Below are 21666 nucleotides of genomic sequence, written 5' to 3' on the forward strand. Positions count from 1 at the left end.
GGCCCCTCCGATCGAGATCTCTCCCACCGGCCGCCCGCCGGTGCTGTAGATGCAACTTACCGACTGGGACGGGGGTTCCCGCACTTCCCCGTGCTGAATGGGGGAAAGATGGGCCCGTGAGTCTTCTGGAAGAAGTCGTGCTGGACCTCGAACGTCACTCGGCCCAGGAGGGCTGGGACAGCGCGCCGCGCATCTACGCCCTCGTCCGCAGCTCCGAACTGCGCCGCGCCGAGCCCGAGCTCGCCGAACAACTCGGCCTGCAGGAGGGGGCCGACACCCTCGCCGCCCTCGAACAGCCCGCCCTGCCCGACCAGGCCGGCGTCGAGGACGCCCTCGCCACCATCGCCTGGCCCGACACCGTCGAAGGCTGCGCCCTCGTCCTGGAGCGCATCGTCCTGCCGCCCGAGGTCGAAGAGCAGATCCCCGAGGACGAGGCCCAGGCCGCCGAGTTCGCCGCCTCCCACCCCAAGCGCGAGGACGTGCGCATGATCGTCGGGGTGCTGCGCGACGGCGCCCGGCACTCCGCCCTCCGGCTCCGCCGCCACGACACCGACGACGAGGTCCTCACCGGACCCGACCTCATCCCCGCCCTCGCCGAAGCCCTCGCCGCCACCCTCGAACCCGACGAGCCCGGCGCACCCGGGTAAGGACGGCCGCCCCGGAGAGGTAGCCTGCGGAACGTGAGCCAAAGCGTTGCCGGCGGAGACGTCATCCGGCTGATCGGCGTGCGCGACACGCCCCTGTCCGTCGACGAGGTGTACGCCGCCGTCGGCGCCACCGGCGCCGGCGGCACCGCCGTCTTCGCCGGCACCGTCCGCGACACCGACCACGCGCGCGCCGTCACCGCCCTCTCCTACAGCGCCCACCCCACCGCCGAACGCGAACTCCGCGCCGTCATGGAGAAAGTGGCCGCCGACTTCCCCGTCCTCGGCCTCGCCGCCCTCCACCGCGTCGGCGACCTCCGCATCGGCGACATCGCCGTCGTCGTCGCCGCGTCCTGCCCCCACCGCGAAGAAGCCTTCGCCGCCTGCCGCCGCCTCATCGACGACCTCAAGGCCCAGGTCCCCATCTGGAAGCACCAGACCTTCGCCGACGGCGACGACGAGTGGGTCGGGGCCTGCTGAGGGCCCGAACCGCATAGAGTTTCCGGCATGTCTCGTCGTGCCGCCACGCTCAGCCTCGCGAGCGTGCTCGTCCTCGTGCTCGCCCTCGTCGGCTCCATCATGCGCGTCCCCTACGTCGCCCTGATGCCCGGCCCCACGAGCAACACCCTCGGCACGAACGACAAAGGCCAGCCCCTCATCCGGATCGAAGGCCGCCAGACCTACCCCGACCAGGGCCACCTCAACTTCACCACGGTCACCTACCGCGGCGGCCCCGGCGGCCGCATCGACCTGATCACCGCCCTGCGCGGCTGGTTCGCCGGCGACACCGCCATCGTCCCCGAAGAGACGATCTTCCCCAAGGACGAGTCGCCCAAGCAGGTCGACCAGGAGAACACCCGCGCCATGCAGGACTCCCAGCAGAACGCCGAAGCCGCCGCCCTCCACGAACTCGGCGTCCCCGTCGCCACCCGCGTCGTCGTCGACGGCATCCAGAAGGGGCGCCCCGCCGACGGCGTCCTCAAACCCGGCGACGAGATCACCGCCCTCGACGGCGCCGCCGTCACCAGCGTCGCCCAGGTCACCGGCCCCATGGCCAAACGCCCCATCGGTGCCCCCATCACCCTCACCTACACGCGCGACGGCAAACAGGCCAAAGCCACCCTCAAGACCGTCGCCGACCCCACCGGAAAACGCGCCGTCGTCGGAATCGTCCTGTCCGACCAGTACAAGTTCCCCTTCAAGATCGACATCAGCATCGGCGACATCGGCGGCCCCTCCGCCGGCCTCATGTTCTCCCTCGCCATCGTCGACAAACTCACCCCCGGCCCCCTCACCCAAGGCAAGTTCATCGCCGGCACCGGCACCATCACCCCCGACGGCGAAGTCGGCCCCATCGGCGGCATCCAACAGAAAATGATCGCCGCGCGCAGAGCCGGCGCCACCGTCTTCCTCACCCCAAAGGACAACTGCGCCGACGCCGCCGGCTCCCGCCCCGACGGCCTCCGCCTCATCCGCGCCGACACCCTCCACGACGCCGTCCAAGCCATCAACGCCCTCACGACCGGCAAAGGCGCCATCCCCGCCTGCACCCGATAACGCCACCGTACGAACCACCCCCACCCATGCCATAGACTTAAGACATCACCGCGGGGTGGAGCAGTTCGGTAGCTCGCTGGGCTCATAACCCAGAGGTCGCAGGTTCAAATCCTGCCCCCGCTACTGGTCCTAGGGTCCCCCTGGTCGCCGCTTTGCGGCTTCCGCCAGGGGGACCCTTCGCATTTCGCCCGGGGGGCGACCCCCCGGATCCCCCCGCTCCTCCGCCTCCCCCACCCGCCCGCCCCTGGGGCTTCGCCCCTAGACCCCCCTCGGGCTTCGCCCTTCGATTCTTCTCGGGTTTCGCCCTTCGATCTCGGCCCGGCCCCCTGCGGCCCCTCGACCTCCCCTCGGGCTTCGGCCTTCGACCTCGGCCCGGTGCGGCTCCCGACCTCCCCTCAGTTCGGCCCCTCCGCCTCCCCGCCCCGGGGGGGGGGTCACCGCTCGGCGACTCCGCTGCCGGAGCTTTGCCGAGCGGCCCTTGCTTGACCCCTTTCGGGGGTGGTGGCGGGTCTGGGGTGTGTGGTTATGATCGGCGTCTCTTGCTCTCACCTGCTGCTTTGTGTCGACGGTGGGGGCTCTGTGGGGAGGTGGCGGTTGTGTCGGTCGTGGAGCGGGCTCGGCAGCATTCGGTGGGGGATCTGCTGCATCGGACGGCGCGGCGGGATCCTGGGAAGGTGGCCGTCGTCAGCGGGTCGCTGCGGGTCACCTACGCCGAGTTCGACGTCGCGGTGAACCGGGCCGCGCACGCGCTGGCGGCGCGGGGGCTCGGCAAGGGGGACCGGCTGGCGCTGCTCAGCCACAACTGCTGGCAGTACGCCGTGACGGTGTTCGCCACGGCCAAGCTCGGCGTGGTGCTCGTCCCGGTGAACTTCATGCTGAACGCCGAGGAGATCGCCTACATACTCGGGCACTCGGGGGCGTCCGGGATCATCGCGGAGGACGCGCTCGCCGCCACCGCGGACAAGGCCCTCGCCGCGGCCGGTGTCCAGGACGGGGTGCGCGGGTGGATCCCGCTGTCGGGCGCCGCGCCGGGCGAAGGATGGGAGGACGTCGACGCCTGGTGGCGCGAGGGGCCGTCCACGGCGCCGGACGTCCTGGTCGGGGACGACGACCCGCTGCGGATCATGTACACCTCGGGGACCGAGTCGCGGCCCAAGGGAGTGGTGCTGACCAGCCGGTCCCTCGTCAGCCAGTACGTGAGCTGTGTGATCGACGGTGAGATGAGCGCCGACGACGTCGAGGCGCACACGCTGCCGATGTACCACTGCGCGCAGCTCGACTGCTTCTTCTCCGTCGACGTCTACCTGGGCGCCACCAGCATCATCCTGCCGGGGCCGGACCCCGCGGCGCTGCTGGAGACGATCGAGCGGGAGAAGGTCACCAAGCTCTTCTGCCCGCCGACCGTCTGGATCTCGCTGCTGCGCCACCCCGACTTCGAGCGGCGCGACCTGTCGAGCCTGCGGAAGGGCTACTACGGGGCGTCGCCCATGCCCGTCGAAGTGCTCCGGGAACTGATGCGGCGGCTGCCGGACGTGCGGCTGTGGAACTTCTACGGGCAGACGGAGATGGCGCCGCTCGCCACCATCCTCAAGCCCCACGAGCAGCTCGAACGGGCCGGGAGCGCGGGGCGAGCGGCCGTCAACGTGGAGACCATGCTCGTCGACGACGAAGGCTCGCCGGTGCCGGCCGGGGAGGTCGGCGAGATCGTCCACCGCAGCCCCCACGCCGCGCTCGGGTACTACCGCGACGAGGAGAAGACCGCCGAGGCGTTCCGGGGCGGATGGTTCCACTCCGGCGACCTCGGGATCATGACCGAGGACGGCTACCTGTCGGTGGTCGACCGCAAGAAGGACATGATCAAGACGGGGGGCGAGAACGTCGCCAGCCGGGAGGTCGAGGAGGCCGTCTACGAGCTCGACGGGGTGGCCGAGGTCGCCGTCTTCGGCATCAGCCACCCGCACTGGATCGAAGCCGTCACCGCTGTGGTCGTGCCGAAGCCCGGCGCCGCACTGACCGCGGACGACGTGCATGCCCATGCTCGCGAGCGTCTCGCCTCCTACAAGCGCCCCAAGTACGTGGTGCTCGCCGACGCGCTGCCCAAGAACCCCAGCGGCAAGATTCTCAAGCGGGATCTGCGGGAGCGGCACGCGGGGCTCGCGCAGGCCTGATCCATCTCAGGCCAGGTGTGGGGCGATCGTCAGGGCCAGGTGAAGGGTCAGGCGGTCTTGTCCCTCGGTGAGGGACAGGGACGTCAACTCCTCTATGCGGCGCAGGCGGTGGTAGAGGGTCTGGCGGTGGATGTTCAGGGTCTTCGCTGTCCGCTGGACGTTCCCCGCCAGGTCCAAGTAGGTGCGGGCTGTGGTGGCGAGGTCCTCGTGTTGCAGGAGGCGTTCGGTTCCTGGGGTCTGGGTCGTCTGGGCCAGGGCCTCGTCGCCCGCGGTGCGGAGTAGGCGCAGGACGCCCAGGGACGTCCAGTCGCGGGTCTCTCCAGGGGCTGCGGTGCGGGCGGCCACGCGGGCTCGGAGCCAGCCCTCGTGGACGTCGTCCAAGGTGGGGCAGGGCGAGTGCACCCCCGTCTGGACGGGGGCGTTGCGTTCCTCCAGGAGGCGGCGCGCGCGGGTCAGGGCGGCCGGGGCGTTGCCCACCGGGAGGAGCAGGACGTGGTCGCGCTGCCACACCGTCGCCAGGACGGAGTGGGGGAGCAGCCACGGGTTGAGGGGCTCGGGGCTCGGGGTCCGCAGCACGGCCACCGTGAGGGGCGTTTCGACCGCTCCGGCGTCGGTCAGGTCGTCGGCCGCCTGGGTCCGGACGTCGGGGTGCGTGGACAGCAGGTCGGCGACCTTCCAGCTCAGGTCGTCGCGCTCGCGGGCCTGGCGGGCCATGAGGAGGCCGGCGCGCTCGCACAGGGGCATGGCCCTGGCCGCCTGAGGGTCGGTGATGCGCTGCCGGTCGTCCAGCAGCCACAGGTAGCCGTAGGTGACGTTGTTCCAGCGGACGGGCAGGCACAGGCGGGCGAGCTGGCCCAGGGCGGCGTCGGCCGGGATGCGGACGGGACCCGTCGCGCGGGCGATGCCGTGGCGCTCGAACCGGGCGCGGACGGCCCCGGTGGCGCGGCGGTGCAGGATCGAGTCCATCCGGACGGGGTCGATCGTGTCGCCGTGCGCGGCGTAGGCGACCAGATGGAAGTCGCGGTCCTCCAGGGTCGCGGGCGCGCCCAGGAGGTCGGCGGCCTGTTCCACGATCTCCTGGAGGTCGAGAGCCATCGCGCTTCCTTCGTACATCTGTATGAGGACGGACCACCCTGAAAGTGGCGTTTGACTATAGGGGGTGCGCGCCGGTGCTCCTAACGTGCGAGGTGTTCCTTGATGTTGGAGGCTTCCATGCTCAGCCCGCTTCTTCTCGCCGCCGCGCGCAGCGGACGGATGCGCGATGTCATCACCTCCGTGCCGCTGACCAGGGGAGTCGTCGACCGGTTCGTCGCCGGGGACGATCTCGACGCCGCCCTTGAGGCCGTGCGGGAACTGCGGGGCGGCGGGCTGGAGGTCACCCTCGACCACCTGGGGGAGGACACCCGCGAACCCGCCCAGGCGCGGGCCACCCGGGACGCCTACCTGCGGCTGTTCGACGCGTTCGGCGAGCAGGGGCTCGCCGGGGGCTCCGACGCCTCGGTGAAGCTGTCCGCGCTCGGGCAGGCGCTGCCCGGCGACCTCGCGCTCGACCACGCGCGGGAGATCTGCTCCGCGGCGGGGCGCGCCGGCATGACCGTCACCCTCGACATGGAGGACCACACGACCGTGGACTCCACGCTGGAGGTCCTCGGGAAGCTGCGCGTCGACTTCCCGTGGGTCGGGGTCGCCGTCCAGGCGATGCTGCGGCGCACTGACGGCGACCTGCGGGACCTCGTGGGCGAGGGGTCGCGCGTGCGGCTCGTCAAGGGCGCCTACGCCGAGCCCGCGTCGGTGGCGTACCAGAGCCGGCACGAGGTGGACCGGGCGTACGTGCGGGCGCTGCGGCGCCTCATGCGGGGCGACGGGTACCCGATGGTCGCCAGCCACGACCCCCGCATCATCGAGATCGCGCTGACCCTGGCCGCCGAGCGGTCGCCGTCCTCCTACGAGTTCCAGATGCTCTACGGGATCCGGGCCGCCGAGCAGGAGCGGCTCGCCCAGGGACACCGGATGCGCGTCTACGTCCCCTACGGGGCCGACTGGTACGGCTACTTCATGCGGCGGCTCGCCGAACGGCCCGCCAACCTCGCCTTCTTCCTCCGTTCGTTCGTATCCCGCTAAGGAGTTTCCATGGACGCCGTCACCAACGTTCCGACACCGGCGAACGAGCCGGTGCGCGGCTATGCGCCCGGCAGCGCCGAGCGGGCCCGGCTGGAGGCGAAGCTCGCCGAGCTGACCGCCGAGTCCCCGATCGACCTGCCGATGACGATCGGGGGCGAGCGGCGGCTCGGGGCGGGCGCCAAGGTCGCCGTCGTCCAGCCGCACCGGCACGCGTCGGTGCTCGGCACCTTCGGGACCGCCACCGAGCAGGACGCGCGGGACGCCGTGGCCGCGGCGCTCGAGGCCGCGCCCGCCTGGCGGTCGATGGCCTTCGACGACCGGGCCGCGATCTTCCTGCGGGCCGCCGACCTGCTCGCCGGGCCGTGGCGGGAGACGCTGCTGGCCGCGACGATGCTCGGGCAGTCCAAGACCGTCCAGCAGGCGGAGATCGACAGCCCCTGCGAGCTCGTCGACTTCTGGCGCTTCAACGTGCACTTCGCCCGGCGCGTCCTCGCCGAGCAGCCGATCAGCAGCCCCGGCGTGTGGAACCGGTCCGACCACCGGCCGCTGGAGGGGTTCGTCTACGCGATCACCCCCTTCAACTTCACCGCGATCGCCGCGAACCTGCCGACCGCGCCCGCCCTGATGGGCAACGTCGTGGTGTGGAAGCCCTCGCCCACGCAGACCTACTCCGCCGTGCTCCTCATGAGGCTGCTGGAGGAGGCCGGGCTCCCGCCCGGCGTGATCAACCTCGTGACCGGCGACGGGCTCGCGGTCTCGGACGTGGCGCTCCAGCACCCCGACCTCGCCGGGATCCACTTCACCGGCTCCACCGCGACGTTCCAGCACCTGTGGAAGACGGTCGGCGCCAACATCGAGAAGTACCGCGGCTACCCGCGGGTCGTGGGGGAGACCGGCGGCAAGGACTTCGTCGTCGCCCACCCGTCCGCCGACCCCGCCGTGCTGAAGACGGCGCTCGTCCGCGGCGCCTTCGAGTACCAGGGCCAGAAGTGCTCCGCCGCGTCCCGCGCCTACGTCCCGCGCTCCATCTGGGAGAACGGGTTCAAGGAGGAGCTGGCCGCCGAGGTCGACGGGCTCACCATGGGCGACGTCGCCGACCTGTCCAACTTCATGGGCGCCGTGATCGACGAGCGGGCCTTCGCCAAGAACAAGGCCGCCATCGAGCGCGCCCAGAGCGACCCGGACGTCGAGATCGTGGCCGGCGGCACCTGCGACGACTCCGTCGGGTACTTCGTGCGGCCCACCGTGCTCGTGTCCGGCGACCCCGAGAACGAGATCTTCCGGACCGAGTACTTCGGGCCGGTCCTCGGCGTCCACGTGTACGAGGACGACGAGTACGACGAGATGCTCGCCCAGATGGAGTCGGTCGCCGACTACGCCCTGACCGGCGCCGTCATCGCCACCGACCGGGCCGCGGCGGCGCACACCGCCGAGGTGCTCCGGTACGCCGCCGGCAACTTCTACATCAACGACAAGCCCACCGGCGCCGTCGTCGGGCAGCAGCCGTTCGGCGGCGCCCGGGCCTCCGGCACCAACGACAAGGCCGGCTCGGTGCTCAACCTGCTGCGCTGGACGTCCCCCCGCTCGATCAAGGAGACGTTCGTCCCGCCGACGGACTACCGCTACCCGCACATGGGGTAGGCGCCCCGCCGCTCCGGCTCCGGCGGGCCCGCACCCGGGTGGTGCGGGCCCGCCCGCGTGACGAGGACAGGATCCCCTTACTCGTCACAGCTAGTGTCCGACCATCACCATGGGTAATCTCTGGGTCGTGGGAAAGCGTGCGACCAGGGCAGACCGGCCGCGTGCGCGAGTGATCCGCGCATGGGTGCTGGCCGCGATCCCCCTGGTGCTGCTGCTGCACGGGGTGAGCCACTCCAGCGGCCACCACGGCAGCGCGGCGTACATCGCCGAAGCCGACCCGCCGGCCGCCGCGGCGTCCTGCATGACCTCGCCCGCCCGCGGCGCGGACGCCCTCACCCGGCCGTCCGCCTCGCACTGCGAGTCCGACCACGGCTCCTACTTCGGAGGCGCCGCGCACTTCCCGCCCAGCGGCACCGCGCCCGCCGCGACCGCCGTGGCCCGGCGCCCGGCGGCCGGCACCGGCAGGCCCCCGGCGGCCGGAGGCCCGGCGGCGCCGCCCCGCAACCGATCGCAGATCCTGCGCTGCTAGAACCGGGCGCCCTCGTGGACGAGCGCGCGGCCGAACGCGTGCCCACTCCGCGTGCCCGCACCCGGCTTCGTCATCGACAGCGAAGGATCAGCTCCCCATGCAACCCCTGATCGACCATGCCCGCCTCGCCCCGCAGCGTCACGGCGGCGCGACGGCCCCCGCGCCGCGGGCGATGTTCATCGCCTGCTCCGACGCTCGGCTCGTGCCGACCGAACTGACCGGCGCCCGGCCGGGAGAACTGTTCGAGCTGCGCACCGCCGGCAACGTCATCCCGCCGCACCGGATCGGACGGCTCACCGCCGAGGCCGCGACAGTGGAGTACGCCGTCAACGTGCTGCGCGTCACCGACCTGATCCTGTGCGGCCACACCCAGTGCGGCGCCGTCCAGGCGCGGACCCGCTCACAGGCCCCGCGGACGGCGCCGACGATGTGGCTGTGGCTGCTCCAGACCCACCACTGGCGCCGCCTGCACACCCCCGACGCGGACCCCGGGCACCAGCACCTGCTCGCCCAGGCGGACAAACTGCGCCGCTACCCGGCGGTGACGAGAAGCCTGCGTGCCAGGCGCCTGCGCATGCACCTCTGGTACTACGACGTCGACACCGCGACGGTCTCGGCCCACCAGGAGGACGGGGTCTTCGCCCCTCTCTAACGGCCCGGAGAAGTCCCACCTCGTGGGCTCTACGGCCGCTTCCCCGGCCGCCCCCTGACACCCGTCGCCGGAAGTGAGACCCAGCCGCGGGTGAAAGGGGACTGGATGCGCACGGCGTTCTCCAGGTCCACTCCGATGTGGGGGTGGGCCTGGAGAAGCTCCTCCAGTGCGACGCGTGCCTGTAGCTTCGCCAGGTGCGACCCGATGCAGAAGTGCACACCACTGGAGAAACCCAGGTGGCGCGGAATCTCGCGGGTGACGTCAAGCTCGTTGGCCGACGAGCCGAACTCCCGCTCGTCCCGGTTCGCCGACCCGAACAGCATCATCACCTTCTCGCCCTCCGGGATCCGCGTCCCGTGCAGCGTCACCGGGCGCGTGGTCGTCCGGGCCAGTGCCTGGACGGAGCTCTCCAGACGCAGGAACTCCATCAGCGCGTTCGGTATCAGCGACGGATCGGCCGCCAGGAGCTCGCGCTGCCCGTGGTCGCCGTCCAGCAGCGCCACGCCGTGCGAGATCAGGTTCCCGGTCGTGTCGTTGCCGCCCGCGACCATCACGAAGCAGAACCCGAGAACGTCCCAGTCGGAGAGGCGCTCCCCGTCCACCTCCGCGGCCGCCAGCGCGCTGACCAGGTCGTCGGACGGGTCGGCCCGGCGCGCGGCGATCACATCGCTGAAGTAGCCGAACATCTCCGCCACCGCGTTCACCGCCCCGTCCCCGGCCGAGCGCAGGCCGAACCCCTCGTCCTGCAAGGTCGTCAGGGCGGACACCCACGGATCGAACCGCGCCCGGTCGGCCTCCGGGACGCCGAGCAGGTGCGCCAGCGCGAACGTCGGCAGCGGCGAGGAGAAGTCCCGGTGCAGGTCGGGCGTCTCGCCGTCGGCGGCCCTGCGCTCCATCACCGCGATCCGGGAGCGGACGAACCCGCGCAGGAGGCCTTCGAGCGCCGCCGTCCGGCGCGGCGTGAAACCGCGGCTGATCAGGCGCCGCAGCACCGTGTGCCGCGGCGGATCCAGCATCACGATCGTCGGGGCCAGGCCCAGCGCCCCGATCTCGTCCGGGTGGAACGTCAGGCCCTGCGCCGACGAGAACGCCCCCGCGTCCCGCGTCGCCGCCCACACGTCCTCGAACCGCGACAGCGCCCAGAACGGCGGCTCCACGTGGCGGTGCACCGGCTCCTCGTCCCGGAGCCGCCGGTAGGCCGCATACGGATCCGCCTGGAAACCGGGATCGAAGGGATCGTAGACGTCCGCCATGCCGGCCTCCGGTACTAACAGGCGCCGTTATTAACGCCCACTGTTAGTATCACCGGCGTGCCGAAGGACGCAAGAGCCACCCGCGACGCCCTCATCCACGCCGGCGCCCACCTCTTCGCCGCCCACGGCATCGACGCCACCCGCACCCGCGACATCGTCGCCCTCGCCGGACAAGCCAACGACTCCGCCGTCACCTACCACTTCGGCTCCCGCGACGGCCTCCTCAACGCCATCCTCCGCGCCGGCGTCACCCGCATGGAACCCGCCCGCACCGCCACCCTCCCCACCCTCCACGCAGGCGACATCCCCCTCATCGTCCACGCCATCGTCCAACCCACCGCCGAAGAACTCCGCACCCCCCACGGCCGCGACTTCCTCCGCATCACCGCCCAACTCGCCGGACGCGCCGGAATCCGCGAACACCACCCCCCACCCCTCCTCCACGACACCGCCCTCCAACAACAACTCCACCTCCTCCAAACCGCCTGCCGCGCCACCCTCCCCGAACCCCTCGCCCTCGAACGCATCTCCCTCTTCATCGCCTTCCTCACCGCCGCCCTAGCCGACCGCGCCACCCGCACCCACCACCCCGAAACACCCCCACCCGCCCCGGAACATGACACCTTCACCACCGACCTCACCGCCATGCTCACCGCCGCCCTCCAAGCCCCCCACCCCAACCCGTTTGCCTAACCACCCCCCACCCCATACAGTTAAGACATCACCGCGGGGTGGAGCAGTTCGGTAGCTCGCTGGGCTCATAACCCAGAGGTCGCAGGTTCAAATCCTGCCCCCGCTACTGGTCCTAGGGTCCTCCTGGTCGCCGCTTTGCGGCTTCCGCCAGGGGGACCCTTCGCATTTCGCCCGGGGGGGCGACCCCCCGGATCCCCCCGTTCCTCCGCCTCCCCCACCCGCCCGCCCCTGGGGCTTCGCCCCTAGACCCCCCTCGGGCTTCGCCCTTCGATTTCGCTTGGGCTTCGTCCCTAGACCCCCCTCGGGCTTCGCCCTTCGACCCCGCCCCGGTTCAGCCCTCGTGGGGACCTAGCCTCCTCCGCGTGCTTCGGGGTTCTTACGCTCAGCCAGCTCGCGAGGGTCGCTGGTGCGCCCCTCCTGGAGTTCGGCGTTCAGGGTCTGCTCGCCCAGGGCGGCGTGCAGTGCCTTCATGGTGCGGTCCACGTCGGTGCTGGGGGCGCCCGTCGCTTCCCTCGCTGCGGTGGCCGCGCCCAGTAGGCGCGCGGCCAGGTGGTGTTCACCCGCCAACGTGTGGGCTGCCGCGAGCCCTTCCAGTGCCAGTGCCGTCGCCCGTGGGTCGCCGGTGCGGCGCGCTGTGGCCAGGGCCTCCAGGTGCTCCCTGCGGGCGGTTTCGGCGTCGCCGCGCTGCTCGGCCACGAAACCCAGTTCGGACAGGGTCAGCGCCACCCCCGGGTCGAATCCGACGCTCCGCTGCCAGTCGAGCGCGTCGCGCAGGAGCTTCTCGGCCACGTCCAGCCGTCCCTGGCGCCGCGCTCCCATCGCCAGGCCGAGTTCGGCGAACACCTCTCCGGGGCGGTTGCTCTGCTCGGTCGCCAGCCGCATGGCCTTCTCGTGGAACCGCTCCGCTCCGGCTAGGTCGCCGGCCATCATCGCGATCCTGCCCAGCCCGGAGAGGAGATACGAGACCTGCGTCCAGATCCCCAGGTCCTCGGCCAGTCGCAGCCCCTCGCGGAGCAACCGGGCGGCGCCCTGCTGGTCGCCACGGATCTCGGCGAGCCTGCCCAGCAGGTCGGCGGCCCGCAACCGGCCCCAGCGGTCGCCCAGCGCGTCGAAGATCGCCGCGCCCTGCTCGGTGTGGCGGGCGCAGGCGGCCAGGTCCCCGCGGATCAGCGCGTAGTGGGCCAGCGTGGTCAGCGTGGCGGCCATGCCCCACCGGTCCCCGGCCTCGCGGAAGGCGGCAAGGGCCTGCTGCGCCAACCGCTCGCCGGTGGTCGAGTCCGCGCCGCCCAGCAGGATCTCGGCCAGGAACCATTCCGCTCGGGCCCGCCCGACCGGGTCGTCCAGGCTGTCGTAGGGCTCCAGGGCCGCCTCAACCTGCCGCGTCCGGTCGATGCCGTGGCGGCCGAGCATCTCCATGCCCGTCCGCCAGGCCCCGGCCGCGGCCCTCGCGGAGGACGGCGCCGTGCCGTCTTGCGTGAGCGCCAGGTCCAGGAGGCGGCGCCCCTCGCTGAGCCGTCCGCGCAGGAACCAGTACCAGGCCATCGCGTTGACCAGGCGCAGCGCCAGATCCGGGCGCTCGTGGCGCACCGTGCTCTCGATGGCGGCGCGCAGGTTGGCGTGCTCCACATCCAGGCGTTGCAGCCAACGCCGCTGGTCGGGGCCGCGGAGTCTCTCGGCGGCCCGCTCGGCGAACTCCGTGTAGTACCCGTCGCGCAGGGCTCGGACGTGCTCGGACTCGCCCGCCTCCCGCAGGCGCTCGGCGCAGTAGGCGGCGACGGACTCCAGCAGCCGGTAGCGGTGACCGAGCGCGTCGCCGGCGACCACGACCATCGAACGGTCGACCAGGCGGGACAGCAGTTCCGCGACGTCCTCGACCGCCAACCCGCCCCCGGCGCAGACCGCCTCGGCCGCCTCCAGCGAGCAGCCGCCGGCGTGCACCGACAACCGCCGCAGGACGGCGCGCTCGGGCCCGGTCAGCAGATCCCAGCTCCAGTCGATCGCCGCGCGCAGCGTCCGCTGCCGCCTCGGGACGTCCCGCCGCCCGGCCGACAGCAGCCGGAACCGGTCGTGCAACCGGGCCGCCAGCTCCTCCGCGCCGAGCGCGCGGACCCGGGTGGCCGCCAGTTCCAGCGCCAGCGGGATCCCGTCGAGCCGGCGGCAGATCGCCGCGACGGCGCCGGCGTTGTCGGCGGTGAGGGCGAAGCCGGGAGAGGCGGCGGCGGCGCGCGCCTCGAACAGCCGGACGGCGCTCGACTCGCGCAGGGCCGCCGGACCCGCGTCCCCCGCCGCGTCCGGCGGCTCCAGCGGCGGCACCGTCCAGATCGCCTCCCCGCCCACCCCCAGCGGTTCCCGGCTGGTCGTCAGGATCCGCACCCGCGGCGCCGCCGCCAGCAGCCGGTGCGCCAGCTCGGCCGCCGGCCCGATCAGGTGCTCGCAGTTGTCGAGCACCAGCAGCAGCCGCCTGCCGCGCAGCGCGCGGGCGACCCGGTCGGCGGCCGGAACGGCTCCGCCGCCGGCGTCCCGGACGCCGAGCGTGGCGGCGACCGCGTCCGCCAGCGCGTCAGGCCGGTCGTGACCGCCGAGCTCGACCGACCACACGCCGTCCGGGAACCCGTCGAGGACCCGGGCGGCGATCTCCAGGGCCAGCCGGGTCTTGCCGACCCCTCCCGGCCCGGTGAGCGTGACGAGACGGTACGCCTCCAGCAGCGCCCGCACTTCGCGGACCGCCTCCTCGCGGCCGATCAGCTCGCCGGGCGGCGCGGGCAGGTTGGTCCGCGGACGTCCCGGCGCCAGACCCGGGTCCCGGGTGAGGATCGCCTGCCGGAGATCCGCCAGCTCGGGGCTCGGATCCAGACCCAGGTCCTCGCGCAGCCGGTCGCGCAGCTCACCGAAGCTGTCCAGGGCCTCGTTCTGCCGTCCGGCACCGTACAGAGCGCGCATGAGGGCGGCGTGCAGCCGTTCCCTCAAGGGGTGGCGGGCCACCAGGTCGCGCAGCTCACCCACCAGCGCGGTGTGCTCGCCGAGGGCGAGCCGGGCCTCGACGAGATCCTCCACGGCCGTCAGCCGCTGCTCTTCGAGGCGAGTGACCGCGGCCCGCGCGAACGGCTCGTCACCGAAGGGGGCGTAGGCGGGACCCCGCCACAGCGCCAGCGCGTCGGTGAGCAGCGCCGCCCTGGTCCGAGGGTCGGCGGCCTCCCTCACCCGAGCCGCGAGCGCGGCGAACCGGCCCGCGTCCACCCTCTCGGGACCGACCCGCAGCAGATACCCCGGCGCCTGGTACACCACCAGTTCCCTGCCGCCCGGCTCGGCGTCCTCCAAAGCCCGGCGCAGCTGGGACACCTTGACCTGCAAGGCCCCCGCCGGGTCCGCCGGACGCGCCGGACCCCACAGATCGTCGATCAGCCGATCCGCCGACACCGGACGCCCGTCCTGGACGAGCAGGTCGGCCAGCAGCGCCCGGACCTTCAGCCCCCGGACCGCGACCTGGGTGCCGTCGGCCGTCCAGACCGCCAGCGGTCCGAGCACCCCGAAACGCATGATCCCCACGATAACGCGCTGACCGGCGCCTACGGCGGCGCGCGGAGGGCGGTAGGCGGAGGGAAAGCGGACGGTAAGCGCGCGGCCGCACAGTCGGGAGACAGCACACGAGCCTCCTACCGAAGAAGGTCCATCATGCGTTCCGCGCCCAGGCCGGGATTGAGCCTGGCCCTGCTGGCGTTCTCCAGCCTCATCACTTCGCTCGACTTCACCATCGTGTACGTGGCGCTGCCCGACCTCGTCCGCGACGTCGGCTTCTCCGACGGCTCGGCCCAGTGGGTGATCAGCGCCTACGCCGTGTTCTTCGGCGGCTTCCTGCTGCTCGGCGGCCGCTCGGGCGACCTGCTCGGACGCCGCCGCATGTTCGTCCTCGGCATGATCGCGTTCGGCGTCGCGTCGCTGCTCGGCGGCCTCGCCACCTCCCCGGGCACCCTCATCGCCGCCCGCGCCATCCAGGGGGTCGGCGCCGCGATCGTGTTCCCCGCCACCCTGGCGCAGGTCAACACCATGTTCGCGGAGGGACGCGAACGGCTCAGGGCGCTCGGGGTGTGGGCCATGGCCGGCGCCGGAGGGCTCAGCGCCGGAGCGCTCCTCGGCGGCGTGCTGACCCACGCGTTCGGCTGGGAGGCGGTGTTCCTCGTGAACGTGCCGCTGGTGGTCGCCGCGGCCGCCGCCGCGTTCTGGCTGCTGCCGGCGGACGGGCCGGTCGACCGCGGCCACGGATACGACCTGCCCGGCGTGGTGACCGGCACGGCCGGCGCCACCCTGCTGGTGTACTCGATCGCCGAGGTCCCCGAAACGGGCTGGACCTCGGCGAAGTTCGTCATCGGCGCCGTGCTCGCGCTGGGCCTGCTGGCCGCCTTCCTCGCCGTCGAGGCGCGCAGCCGCAGCCCCCTGATGCCGCTGCGCCTGCTGCGCGACCGCGACCTGGCCCCCGCCCTCGTGATCATCTTCGTGTTCGGGGCGACCATGCAGAACGTCGTGTACTTCCTCACCCTGTACTTCCAGGACGTGCTCGGCTACACGGCCCTGCGGGCGGGACTGGCGTTCCTCGGCCTGTCCGCGGTGATCGCCCTGGGGAACTTCGCCGCCGGACGGCTGATGCTGCGCATCGGAATCCGCGGCACCCTCATCACCGCGCTCCTGCTCGGGGCGGCGGGCAGCGCCCTCCTGGCCGCCGGGATGGTGGCCGACGGCTCCTACCTCACCGTCCTCGCCGGGATCGCCGTGTACGGCATGGGAATGGGCACGATCTACCCCACCCAGTTCGCCGCCGCCGCCACCGGCGTGGACGCGCGGGAGCAGGGCATCGCCGGCGGCATGGCCAACACCGCCATGCAGATCGGGGTGGGCGTCGGCCTGGCCGTGCTCGTCGGCGTCGCGGCATCCGGCGTCGGCACCGCCGACGGCCTGCGCGCCGCCGTCACCGTCTCGGCCGCCCTGACCCTGGTGGGCGTCATCGCGGCCCTCGCCCTCCCCGGCCGCTCCGCCAGTGGGCCGCCCGCGGACGTCCCCGAGGCCGCGGCCACGTCACCGGCAGCCGGCCTTCCAGCCGGACGGTCGGCATGACCTGACGTCCAGGGCACCTAGCCTGGAGGGGTGCGGAAGGTCTTGGGCGGAGTCGTCGACGTTCTCTGTGTACTCGTGTTCGTCGGCATCGGGCGGGCTTCACATGAGGAGGCGGCCAGCGTGGGCGGGTTCCTGTCCACCGCCTGGCCGTTCCTCGTGGGGCTCGGCGTCGGATGGGGGCTTCTTCGGGCCTGGCGACGGCCTGAGGAGGTCTTCCCCGCCGGGGTCGGGATCTGGGTCTCGACCGTGGCCGTGGGGATGGTGCTGCGGGTCGTGTCCGGTCAGGGGACCGCGCTCGCGTTCGTGGTCGTGGCGACCGTGTTCCTCGGCGCCGCGCTGCTCGGATGGCGGCTCGTGGCCCGGGTGGCGGCGGCCCGGAAGGCGCCCGCCTCCGGTTGAGAGGGGGCTCGTGGAGCGCCCCCAAATGACCGGGCGGTCTCTTCGGCTGATCGAACCAGTTGACGGGGTCGCGCGGCCCTGGTGAAGTTACCCGCGGGTTATGTACGGGCGCGAGCCTTTCCTGAAGGGGACACGATGCCATCTGCGCTGCGCGACTGGCTGGACAAGCCGAACACCGGACGCGGCGTCCACCTGGCGGCCGACGACGGCGGCTGGGAGTTCCGCGACTACGGTGAGCTGGCGTCGGCCGCGCGGCGCACCGCGGGAGCGCTGGTCGAGGAGGGCGTCCGGCCGGGCGACGTCGTGTGCCTGATCCTGCCCACGGACTTCACCTGCGTCGAGACGTACTTCGCGGTCTGGGCCGCGGGGGCCACGGTGTGCCTGATCACTCCGCCGCTGTTCCAGGACGGCGACGACTACGTCGCGCACGTGGCGGCGATCCTGCGGCAGGCGTCGCCGGCGCTCGTGGTGGCCTCCGACGGGCTGGCCGACTACGCGCGGCGGGCCATGGCCGGCGCCGGGCTGGACGGGGAGCCCTGGCGGCCCCGGCAGGCCGACGAGGAGGCCGAGGTCCGGCCCGCCGGCGAGCTCGCCCTGCTCCAGTTCACCTCCGGGTCCAGCGGGTCGCCCCGGGGCGTCATGGTCACCTGGGAGAACCTGGAGGCCAACAGCGAGCTGATCGCGCGGGAGGCCGGCTACGAGGACGGGGACGTGGTGGCCTCCTGGCTGCCGCTCTACCACGACATGGGGCTGATCGGCTGCTTCCTCACGCCCATCGCGCGGCAGGGGACGCTGAAGCTGATGCGGCCCGACCACTTCATCCGCGACCCGGCACGGTGGCTGCGGTGCTTCGGGGAGGCGGCCCACACGGCGGCGCCGCCGTTCGCCTACGCCTACTGCGCGCGGCGGGTCAAGCCCGAGCAGCTGGAGGGGCTCGACGTGTCCGGGTGGAAGATGGCGCTGATCGGCGCCGAGCCCATCGACCCGCACACGCTCGAAGTGTTCGCGCAGCTCATGGAGCCGTTCGGGTTCTCCCGGACGATGTTCAAGCCCGCCTACGGGATGGCCGAGACGACGCTGCTCGTCACCATGGACGACGTCCCGCGCGACCCCCTGGCGGTCCGGCCCGACCCGGAGGCGCTGGCGTTCGGGCAGCCCGTCCGGATCCTGGACCAGCACACCCTCGGGCCGGAGTCGCTCGGCGCCAAGGCCGGATGGGTCGTCGGCTGCGGGACGCCCGAGGACGACGTGCCCGTCGCCATCGTCGACGACGAGGGGCGCGAGCTGGACAGCGGGCTCCTCGGCGAGATCGTCGTGGGCGGGCCGTCGGCGTGCCCCGGCTACTTCGCGGGGGCCGAGGCCAAGTCGACCCGGTTCATGGACGGGAAGGTCTACACCGGCGACGCCGGGTTCTTCCACGAGGGGCAGCTGTTCGTCCTCGGGCGGATGGGCGACAGCATCAAGGTGCGCGGGCGCTCGGTCTACGTCGAGGACCTCGAATCCAAGATCGCCGAGGTGAGCGGGCTCGGGAAGGGCCGCATCGTCGTGGTCGGCGTCCCCGGCGCCGGGCGCAAGGGGCTCGCGCTGTTCGCCGAGACGCAGGACGAGGCCTGGATCGGCGGGGTGCGCGAGATGCTGCGGCGGCGGCTCGGGGACGATGTGGAGCTGACCATCGTCGTCGGCGCCGGGCTGATCCAGCGCACCTCCAGCGGCAAGCCCCGCCGCAGGTACATGTGGGAGAGGCTGCAGGGCGGCCACATGGAGGGCGCGCGGATCATCAGCTGATTGCTAAAGCCGGTGATTCCAGGACAACATGGCGTTGACGCTGTGAGAGGGCCATGATGCCGGCTGTTGCCAAGACGCTCCTGAAGGTGGGCTCCCGCCTGGGCTCCACCGCCCAGAACGCCCTGGAGGTCGCCCGGTTCGGGGGGTTCGACACCGACGAGGACGCCTCGCCGTTCGACGTGGTGACCGAGCAGCGCGTGTACCGGCTGCGGCACTACTTCCCGGGCGCGGGCGGCGGGCCGGTCGTACTGCTCGTCCCGCCGCTGATGATCACGGCGGAGGTGTACGACATCTCCTCGCGGGTCAGCGCGGTGCGGGTGCTGCGCGACCTCGGCGTCGACCCGTGGGTCGTGGACTTCGGTGCGCCCGAGCGCGAGCCCGGCGGGCTGGAGCGGACGGTCAGCGACCACGTGCTGGCCGTCAGCGACGCGGTCGACCGGATCCGGGAGGCCACCGGGCGCGGCGTCCACCTCGCCGGGTACTCGCAGGGCGGCATGTTCGTCTACCAGGCCGCCGCGTACCGGCGCAGCGAGGGCGTCGAGTCCGTGGTGACGTTCGGGAGCCCGGCCGACACCAGCGTCGGGCTGCCGTTCGGGCTGCCGAGCTGGCTCGCGTCCGAGGGCGTCGAGCGCATCCCCGACGCCCTCCTCGGCGGGTTCGCGGTGCCGGGCTGGGTCACGCGGCTCGGGTTCCAGCTCCTCAGCCCCGTGAAGTCGGTGCGCTCGCGGGTCGACTTCATCCTCCAGCTGCACGACCGGGAGCGGCTCGCGCCCCGGGAGCGCCAGCGCCGGTTCCTGGAGCGGGAGGGCTGGGTGTCGTGGCCCGGGCCCGCGCTGGCGGAGTTCATCCGCCAGTTCATCCAGCACAACCGCATGCTGACCGGCGGGTTCCTCATCGGCGACCGGCTCGTCACGCTCGCCGACATCACCTGCCCCGTCCTGACGTTCGTCGGGGAGGTGGACGAGATCGCGGCGCCGCCGATGGTGCGCGGGATCCGGCGGGCCGCGCCGCGCGCCCAGGTGTACGAGGCGTCCCTGCGCGCCGGGCACTTCGGGCTCGTCGTCGGAAGCCTCGCCATCGCGCGGACGTGGCCGGCCGTCGCGGCGTGGGCGCGCTGGCGGGACGGCGCGGCGGAGCTGCCCGAGATCGTCGTGCCCGTCGCCGGGGACGAGGAGGCCGCGTCCGCCGGGCTTCCGGGCGGCCCCGCCGGGTACGGGCTCCAGCTCGCCGTGGGCATCGGGGCGAGCGCCGCCCGGTCGGCGTACCGGACGGCCTCGCGGGCCGTGCACGGGACCCGCCAGCTCGGCGGGGAGGCCGCGCAGAACCTGCCGCGCCTGGCGCGGCTGGAGCGCATCCAGTCCGACACCCGCATGTCTATGGGGCTGCTGCTGGACGAGCAGGCCCGCCGCATGCCGGACGAGGTGTTCTTCCTCTACCGGGGGCGCGGGCACACCCATGACGCGGCCAGGCGCCGCATCGACGCCGTGGTCCGCGGCCTGATCCACATCGGGGTGCGGCGCGGCGACGCGGTCGGGGTGCTGATGGGCACCCGGCCGACCGCGCTCGCGCTCGTCGCCGCGCTCAACCGGCTCGGCGCCGTCGCGGTGCTGCTGCGGCCCGACGGCGACCCGGCCGCAGAGGCCCGGCTCGGCCAGGTCACGCGGGTCATCGCCGACCCCGAGCACGCCGCGGCCGCCGCGGAGCTGGCGGACGTGCCCGGCTTCCTGCTGGGCGGCGCCGGACGCGGCGAGCGCGGTCCGCTGATGGACATGGAGGACATCGACCCCGACCGGGTCGAGCTGCCCGGCTGGTACCGGCCCAACCCGGGCCGGGCCGGCGACCTCGCGTTCGTGGTCTTCCGCGGCGACGGGGACCAGCTGCGCGCCAGCCGCATCACCAACCGGCGGTGGGCCCTGTCGGCGTTCGGGACGGCGTCCTCGGCCTCCCTGTCCCCGTCCGACACCGTCTACAGCCTCACGCCGCTCCAGCACCCGTCCGGGCTGCTGATGAGCCTCGGAGGAGCCGTCGCGGGCGGCGCGCGGCTGGCGCTCGCCAGCGCGTACGACCCGGAGACGTTCTGGGACGAGGCGCGGCGCTACGGCGTGACCGTGGCCTCCTACACCTGGACGCTCCTGCGCGAACTCGTGAACGCGCCGCCGGACCCGGCCGAGCGGCACCACGCCGTCCGGCTGTTCATCGGCTCGGGCATGCCGCGCAACCTGTGGCGGCGGGTGGAGGAGCGGTTCGCGCCCGCGCGGGTCCTGGAGTTCTACGCCTCCACCGAGGGCGAGTCGGTGCTGGTCAACCTGAGCGGCAAGAAGCCCGGGTCGCTCGGGCGGCCGCTGCCGGGCAGCGCCGGGGTGCGGCTGGCCCGCTACGACCTGGAGAACGGCCGGCTCGCCGAGGGGCCGGACGGGTTCGCCGTCCCGTGCGAGCCCGGCGAGATCGGCATGCTGCTCGCCCGGGTGCGGCTGTCGGCGATCGGGTCGGCGGCCCGCCCCGTGCGGGGCGTGTTCCGGCCCGAGGACGCCTGGACGATCACCGGTGACCTGTTCCGGCGGGACGCCGACGGCGACTTCTGGCTCGTCGGGCGGGAGACCGAGCTGATCCGCACGGCCGACGGCATCGTCCCGCCCGGCCCGATCCGGGACGCGCTGGGCGACCTGCCCTACGTCGACGCCGTCGCCGTCTACGGGATCCCGGTGGGCGACACGGAACTGGCCGCGGCCGCCGTGAGCCTGCGGACCGGCCCGGGGGCGCACGCGGAGGGCGCCGTCAAGCCGGTGGACCTGTCGGAGGCGCTGCTGCGGGTGGAACCGGGGCTGCGGCCCGCGATCGTGCGGATCGTGGACGAGGTGCCCGTCACGGCGGGACGGCGGCTGCGCACGGCGCCGCTGCGGGACGAGGGAGTCCCGGCGGTCGGCGACGGGCGCGCCTTCTACCGGGACAAGGCGGGCGCGTACCGGCCGCTGACGGACGCGGCGCGGCGGCGGCTCCTCAAGGCGCCGCCCGCCCGCGAGGCCCGCTGACGCCCAAGTCACCGCGAATAAGTCTGGACTTACGGGCGGCCGTTGCGTTAGAACAAAGCAACAGATTTCGCCCTTTTGTTGCATGCGTC

At 73.0% G+C, this 21666-nt stretch carries 16 protein-coding genes and 2 tRNA genes; 15 read left to right on the forward strand and 3 right to left on the reverse strand.

Going from position 1 to position 21666, the window contains the following annotated elements:
* The first annotated feature begins 116 nt into the window (after positions 1-116).
* The 5 genes from BKA00_RS36715 (at position 117) to BKA00_RS36735 (ending at position 4369) form a co-directional block, all read left to right on the forward strand.
* Positions 117-647: a PPA1309 family protein gene (locus BKA00_RS36715; RefSeq protein WP_185032944.1), complete on the forward strand. Its 531-nt coding sequence runs from the start codon at positions 117-119 to the stop codon at positions 645-647.
* Between the two features lie 33 nt (positions 648-680).
* Complete coding sequence (locus BKA00_RS36720) at positions 681-1124, forward strand: molybdenum cofactor biosynthesis protein MoaE (RefSeq protein WP_185032946.1); 444 nt, start codon at positions 681-683, stop codon at positions 1122-1124.
* A 27-nt stretch (positions 1125-1151) separates the two neighbouring features.
* Positions 1152-2201 carry a YlbL family protein gene (locus BKA00_RS36725; protein ID WP_185032948.1) on the forward strand — a complete coding sequence of 350 codons (1050 nt, stop codon included), beginning with the start codon at positions 1152-1154 and terminating at the stop codon, positions 2199-2201.
* 49 nt (positions 2202-2250) lie between these two features.
* A tRNA-Met gene (locus BKA00_RS36730) sits at positions 2251-2324 on the forward strand.
* Positions 2325-2806: 482 nt separating this feature from the next.
* Positions 2807-4369 carry an acyl-CoA synthetase gene (locus BKA00_RS36735; protein WP_268248213.1) on the forward strand — a complete coding sequence of 521 codons (1563 nt, stop codon included), beginning with the start codon at positions 2807-2809 and terminating at the stop codon, positions 4367-4369.
* Positions 4370-4375: 6 nt separating this feature from the next.
* On the opposite strand, the gene BKA00_RS36740 is transcribed toward BKA00_RS36735, so the two are convergent.
* Positions 4376-5464, reverse strand: a complete 1089-nt coding sequence (locus BKA00_RS36740; protein WP_185032952.1) for a PucR family transcriptional regulator — start codon at positions 5462-5464, stop codon at positions 4376-4378.
* Between the two features lie 117 nt (positions 5465-5581).
* On the opposite strand from BKA00_RS36740, the gene BKA00_RS36745 reads away from it, so the two are divergent.
* The 4 genes from BKA00_RS36745 (at position 5582) to BKA00_RS36760 (ending at position 9312) form a co-directional block, all read left to right on the forward strand.
* Positions 5582-6490 carry a proline dehydrogenase family protein gene (locus BKA00_RS36745; protein WP_185035321.1) on the forward strand — a complete coding sequence of 303 codons (909 nt, stop codon included), beginning with the start codon at positions 5582-5584 and terminating at the stop codon, positions 6488-6490.
* 9 nt (positions 6491-6499) lie between these two features.
* Positions 6500-8131 carry an L-glutamate gamma-semialdehyde dehydrogenase gene (pruA, locus tag BKA00_RS36750; protein ID WP_185032954.1) on the forward strand — a complete coding sequence of 544 codons (1632 nt, stop codon included), beginning with the start codon at positions 6500-6502 and terminating at the stop codon, positions 8129-8131.
* A 127-nt stretch (positions 8132-8258) separates the two neighbouring features.
* Entirely contained in the window at positions 8259-8660 is a 402-nt protein-coding gene (locus BKA00_RS36755) for a hypothetical protein (RefSeq protein ID WP_185032956.1), read from the forward strand.
* Between the two features lie 97 nt (positions 8661-8757).
* Positions 8758-9312 (forward strand): carbonic anhydrase, encoded by a 555-nt coding sequence (locus tag BKA00_RS36760; protein ID WP_185032958.1) that lies wholly within the window; start codon positions 8758-8760, stop codon positions 9310-9312.
* A gap of 29 nt (positions 9313-9341) precedes the next feature.
* Here the strand turns inward: BKA00_RS36760 and BKA00_RS36765 are convergent, their stop codons facing one another.
* Positions 9342-10565: a cytochrome P450 gene (locus BKA00_RS36765; protein ID WP_185032961.1), complete on the reverse strand. Its 1224-nt coding sequence runs from the start codon at positions 10563-10565 to the stop codon at positions 9342-9344.
* A gap of 57 nt (positions 10566-10622) precedes the next feature.
* On the opposite strand from BKA00_RS36765, the gene BKA00_RS36770 reads away from it, so the two are divergent.
* Both BKA00_RS36770 and BKA00_RS36775 read left to right on the forward strand, forming a co-directional pair.
* Entirely contained in the window at positions 10623-11258 is a 636-nt protein-coding gene (locus BKA00_RS36770) for a helix-turn-helix domain-containing protein (protein WP_185032963.1), read from the forward strand.
* A 32-nt stretch (positions 11259-11290) separates the two neighbouring features.
* Positions 11291-11364, forward strand: a tRNA-Met gene (locus BKA00_RS36775).
* Between the two features lie 242 nt (positions 11365-11606).
* On the opposite strand, the gene BKA00_RS36780 is transcribed toward BKA00_RS36775, so the two are convergent.
* Positions 11607-14795, reverse strand: coding sequence for an AfsR/SARP family transcriptional regulator (locus BKA00_RS36780; protein WP_185032965.1), 3189 nt, complete (start codon positions 14793-14795; stop codon positions 11607-11609).
* A gap of 135 nt (positions 14796-14930) precedes the next feature.
* Between BKA00_RS36780 and BKA00_RS36785 the strand changes: the two genes are divergently transcribed.
* The 4 genes from BKA00_RS36785 (at position 14931) to BKA00_RS36800 (ending at position 21577) form a co-directional block, all read left to right on the forward strand.
* Entirely contained in the window at positions 14931-16364 is a 1434-nt protein-coding gene (locus tag BKA00_RS36785) for an MFS transporter (RefSeq protein WP_185032967.1), read from the forward strand.
* Between the two features lie 30 nt (positions 16365-16394).
* Positions 16395-16763, forward strand: coding sequence for a DUF3054 family protein (locus tag BKA00_RS36790; protein WP_230298743.1), 369 nt, complete (start codon positions 16395-16397; stop codon positions 16761-16763).
* A 135-nt stretch (positions 16764-16898) separates the two neighbouring features.
* A complete protein-coding gene (locus BKA00_RS36795) occupies positions 16899-18548 on the forward strand; it encodes an AMP-binding protein (protein ID WP_185032969.1) in 1650 nt (549 codons plus the stop codon).
* Between the two features lie 53 nt (positions 18549-18601).
* Positions 18602-21577, forward strand: coding sequence for an AMP-binding protein (locus BKA00_RS36800; RefSeq protein WP_185032971.1), 2976 nt, complete (start codon positions 18602-18604; stop codon positions 21575-21577).
* Positions 21578-21666 lie beyond the last annotated feature (89 nt).

Origin of the sequence: Actinomadura coerulea (assembly GCF_014208105.1) — a bacterium.
GTDB classification, from domain to species: Bacteria; Actinomycetota; Actinomycetes; order Streptosporangiales; family Streptosporangiaceae; genus Spirillospora; species Spirillospora coerulea.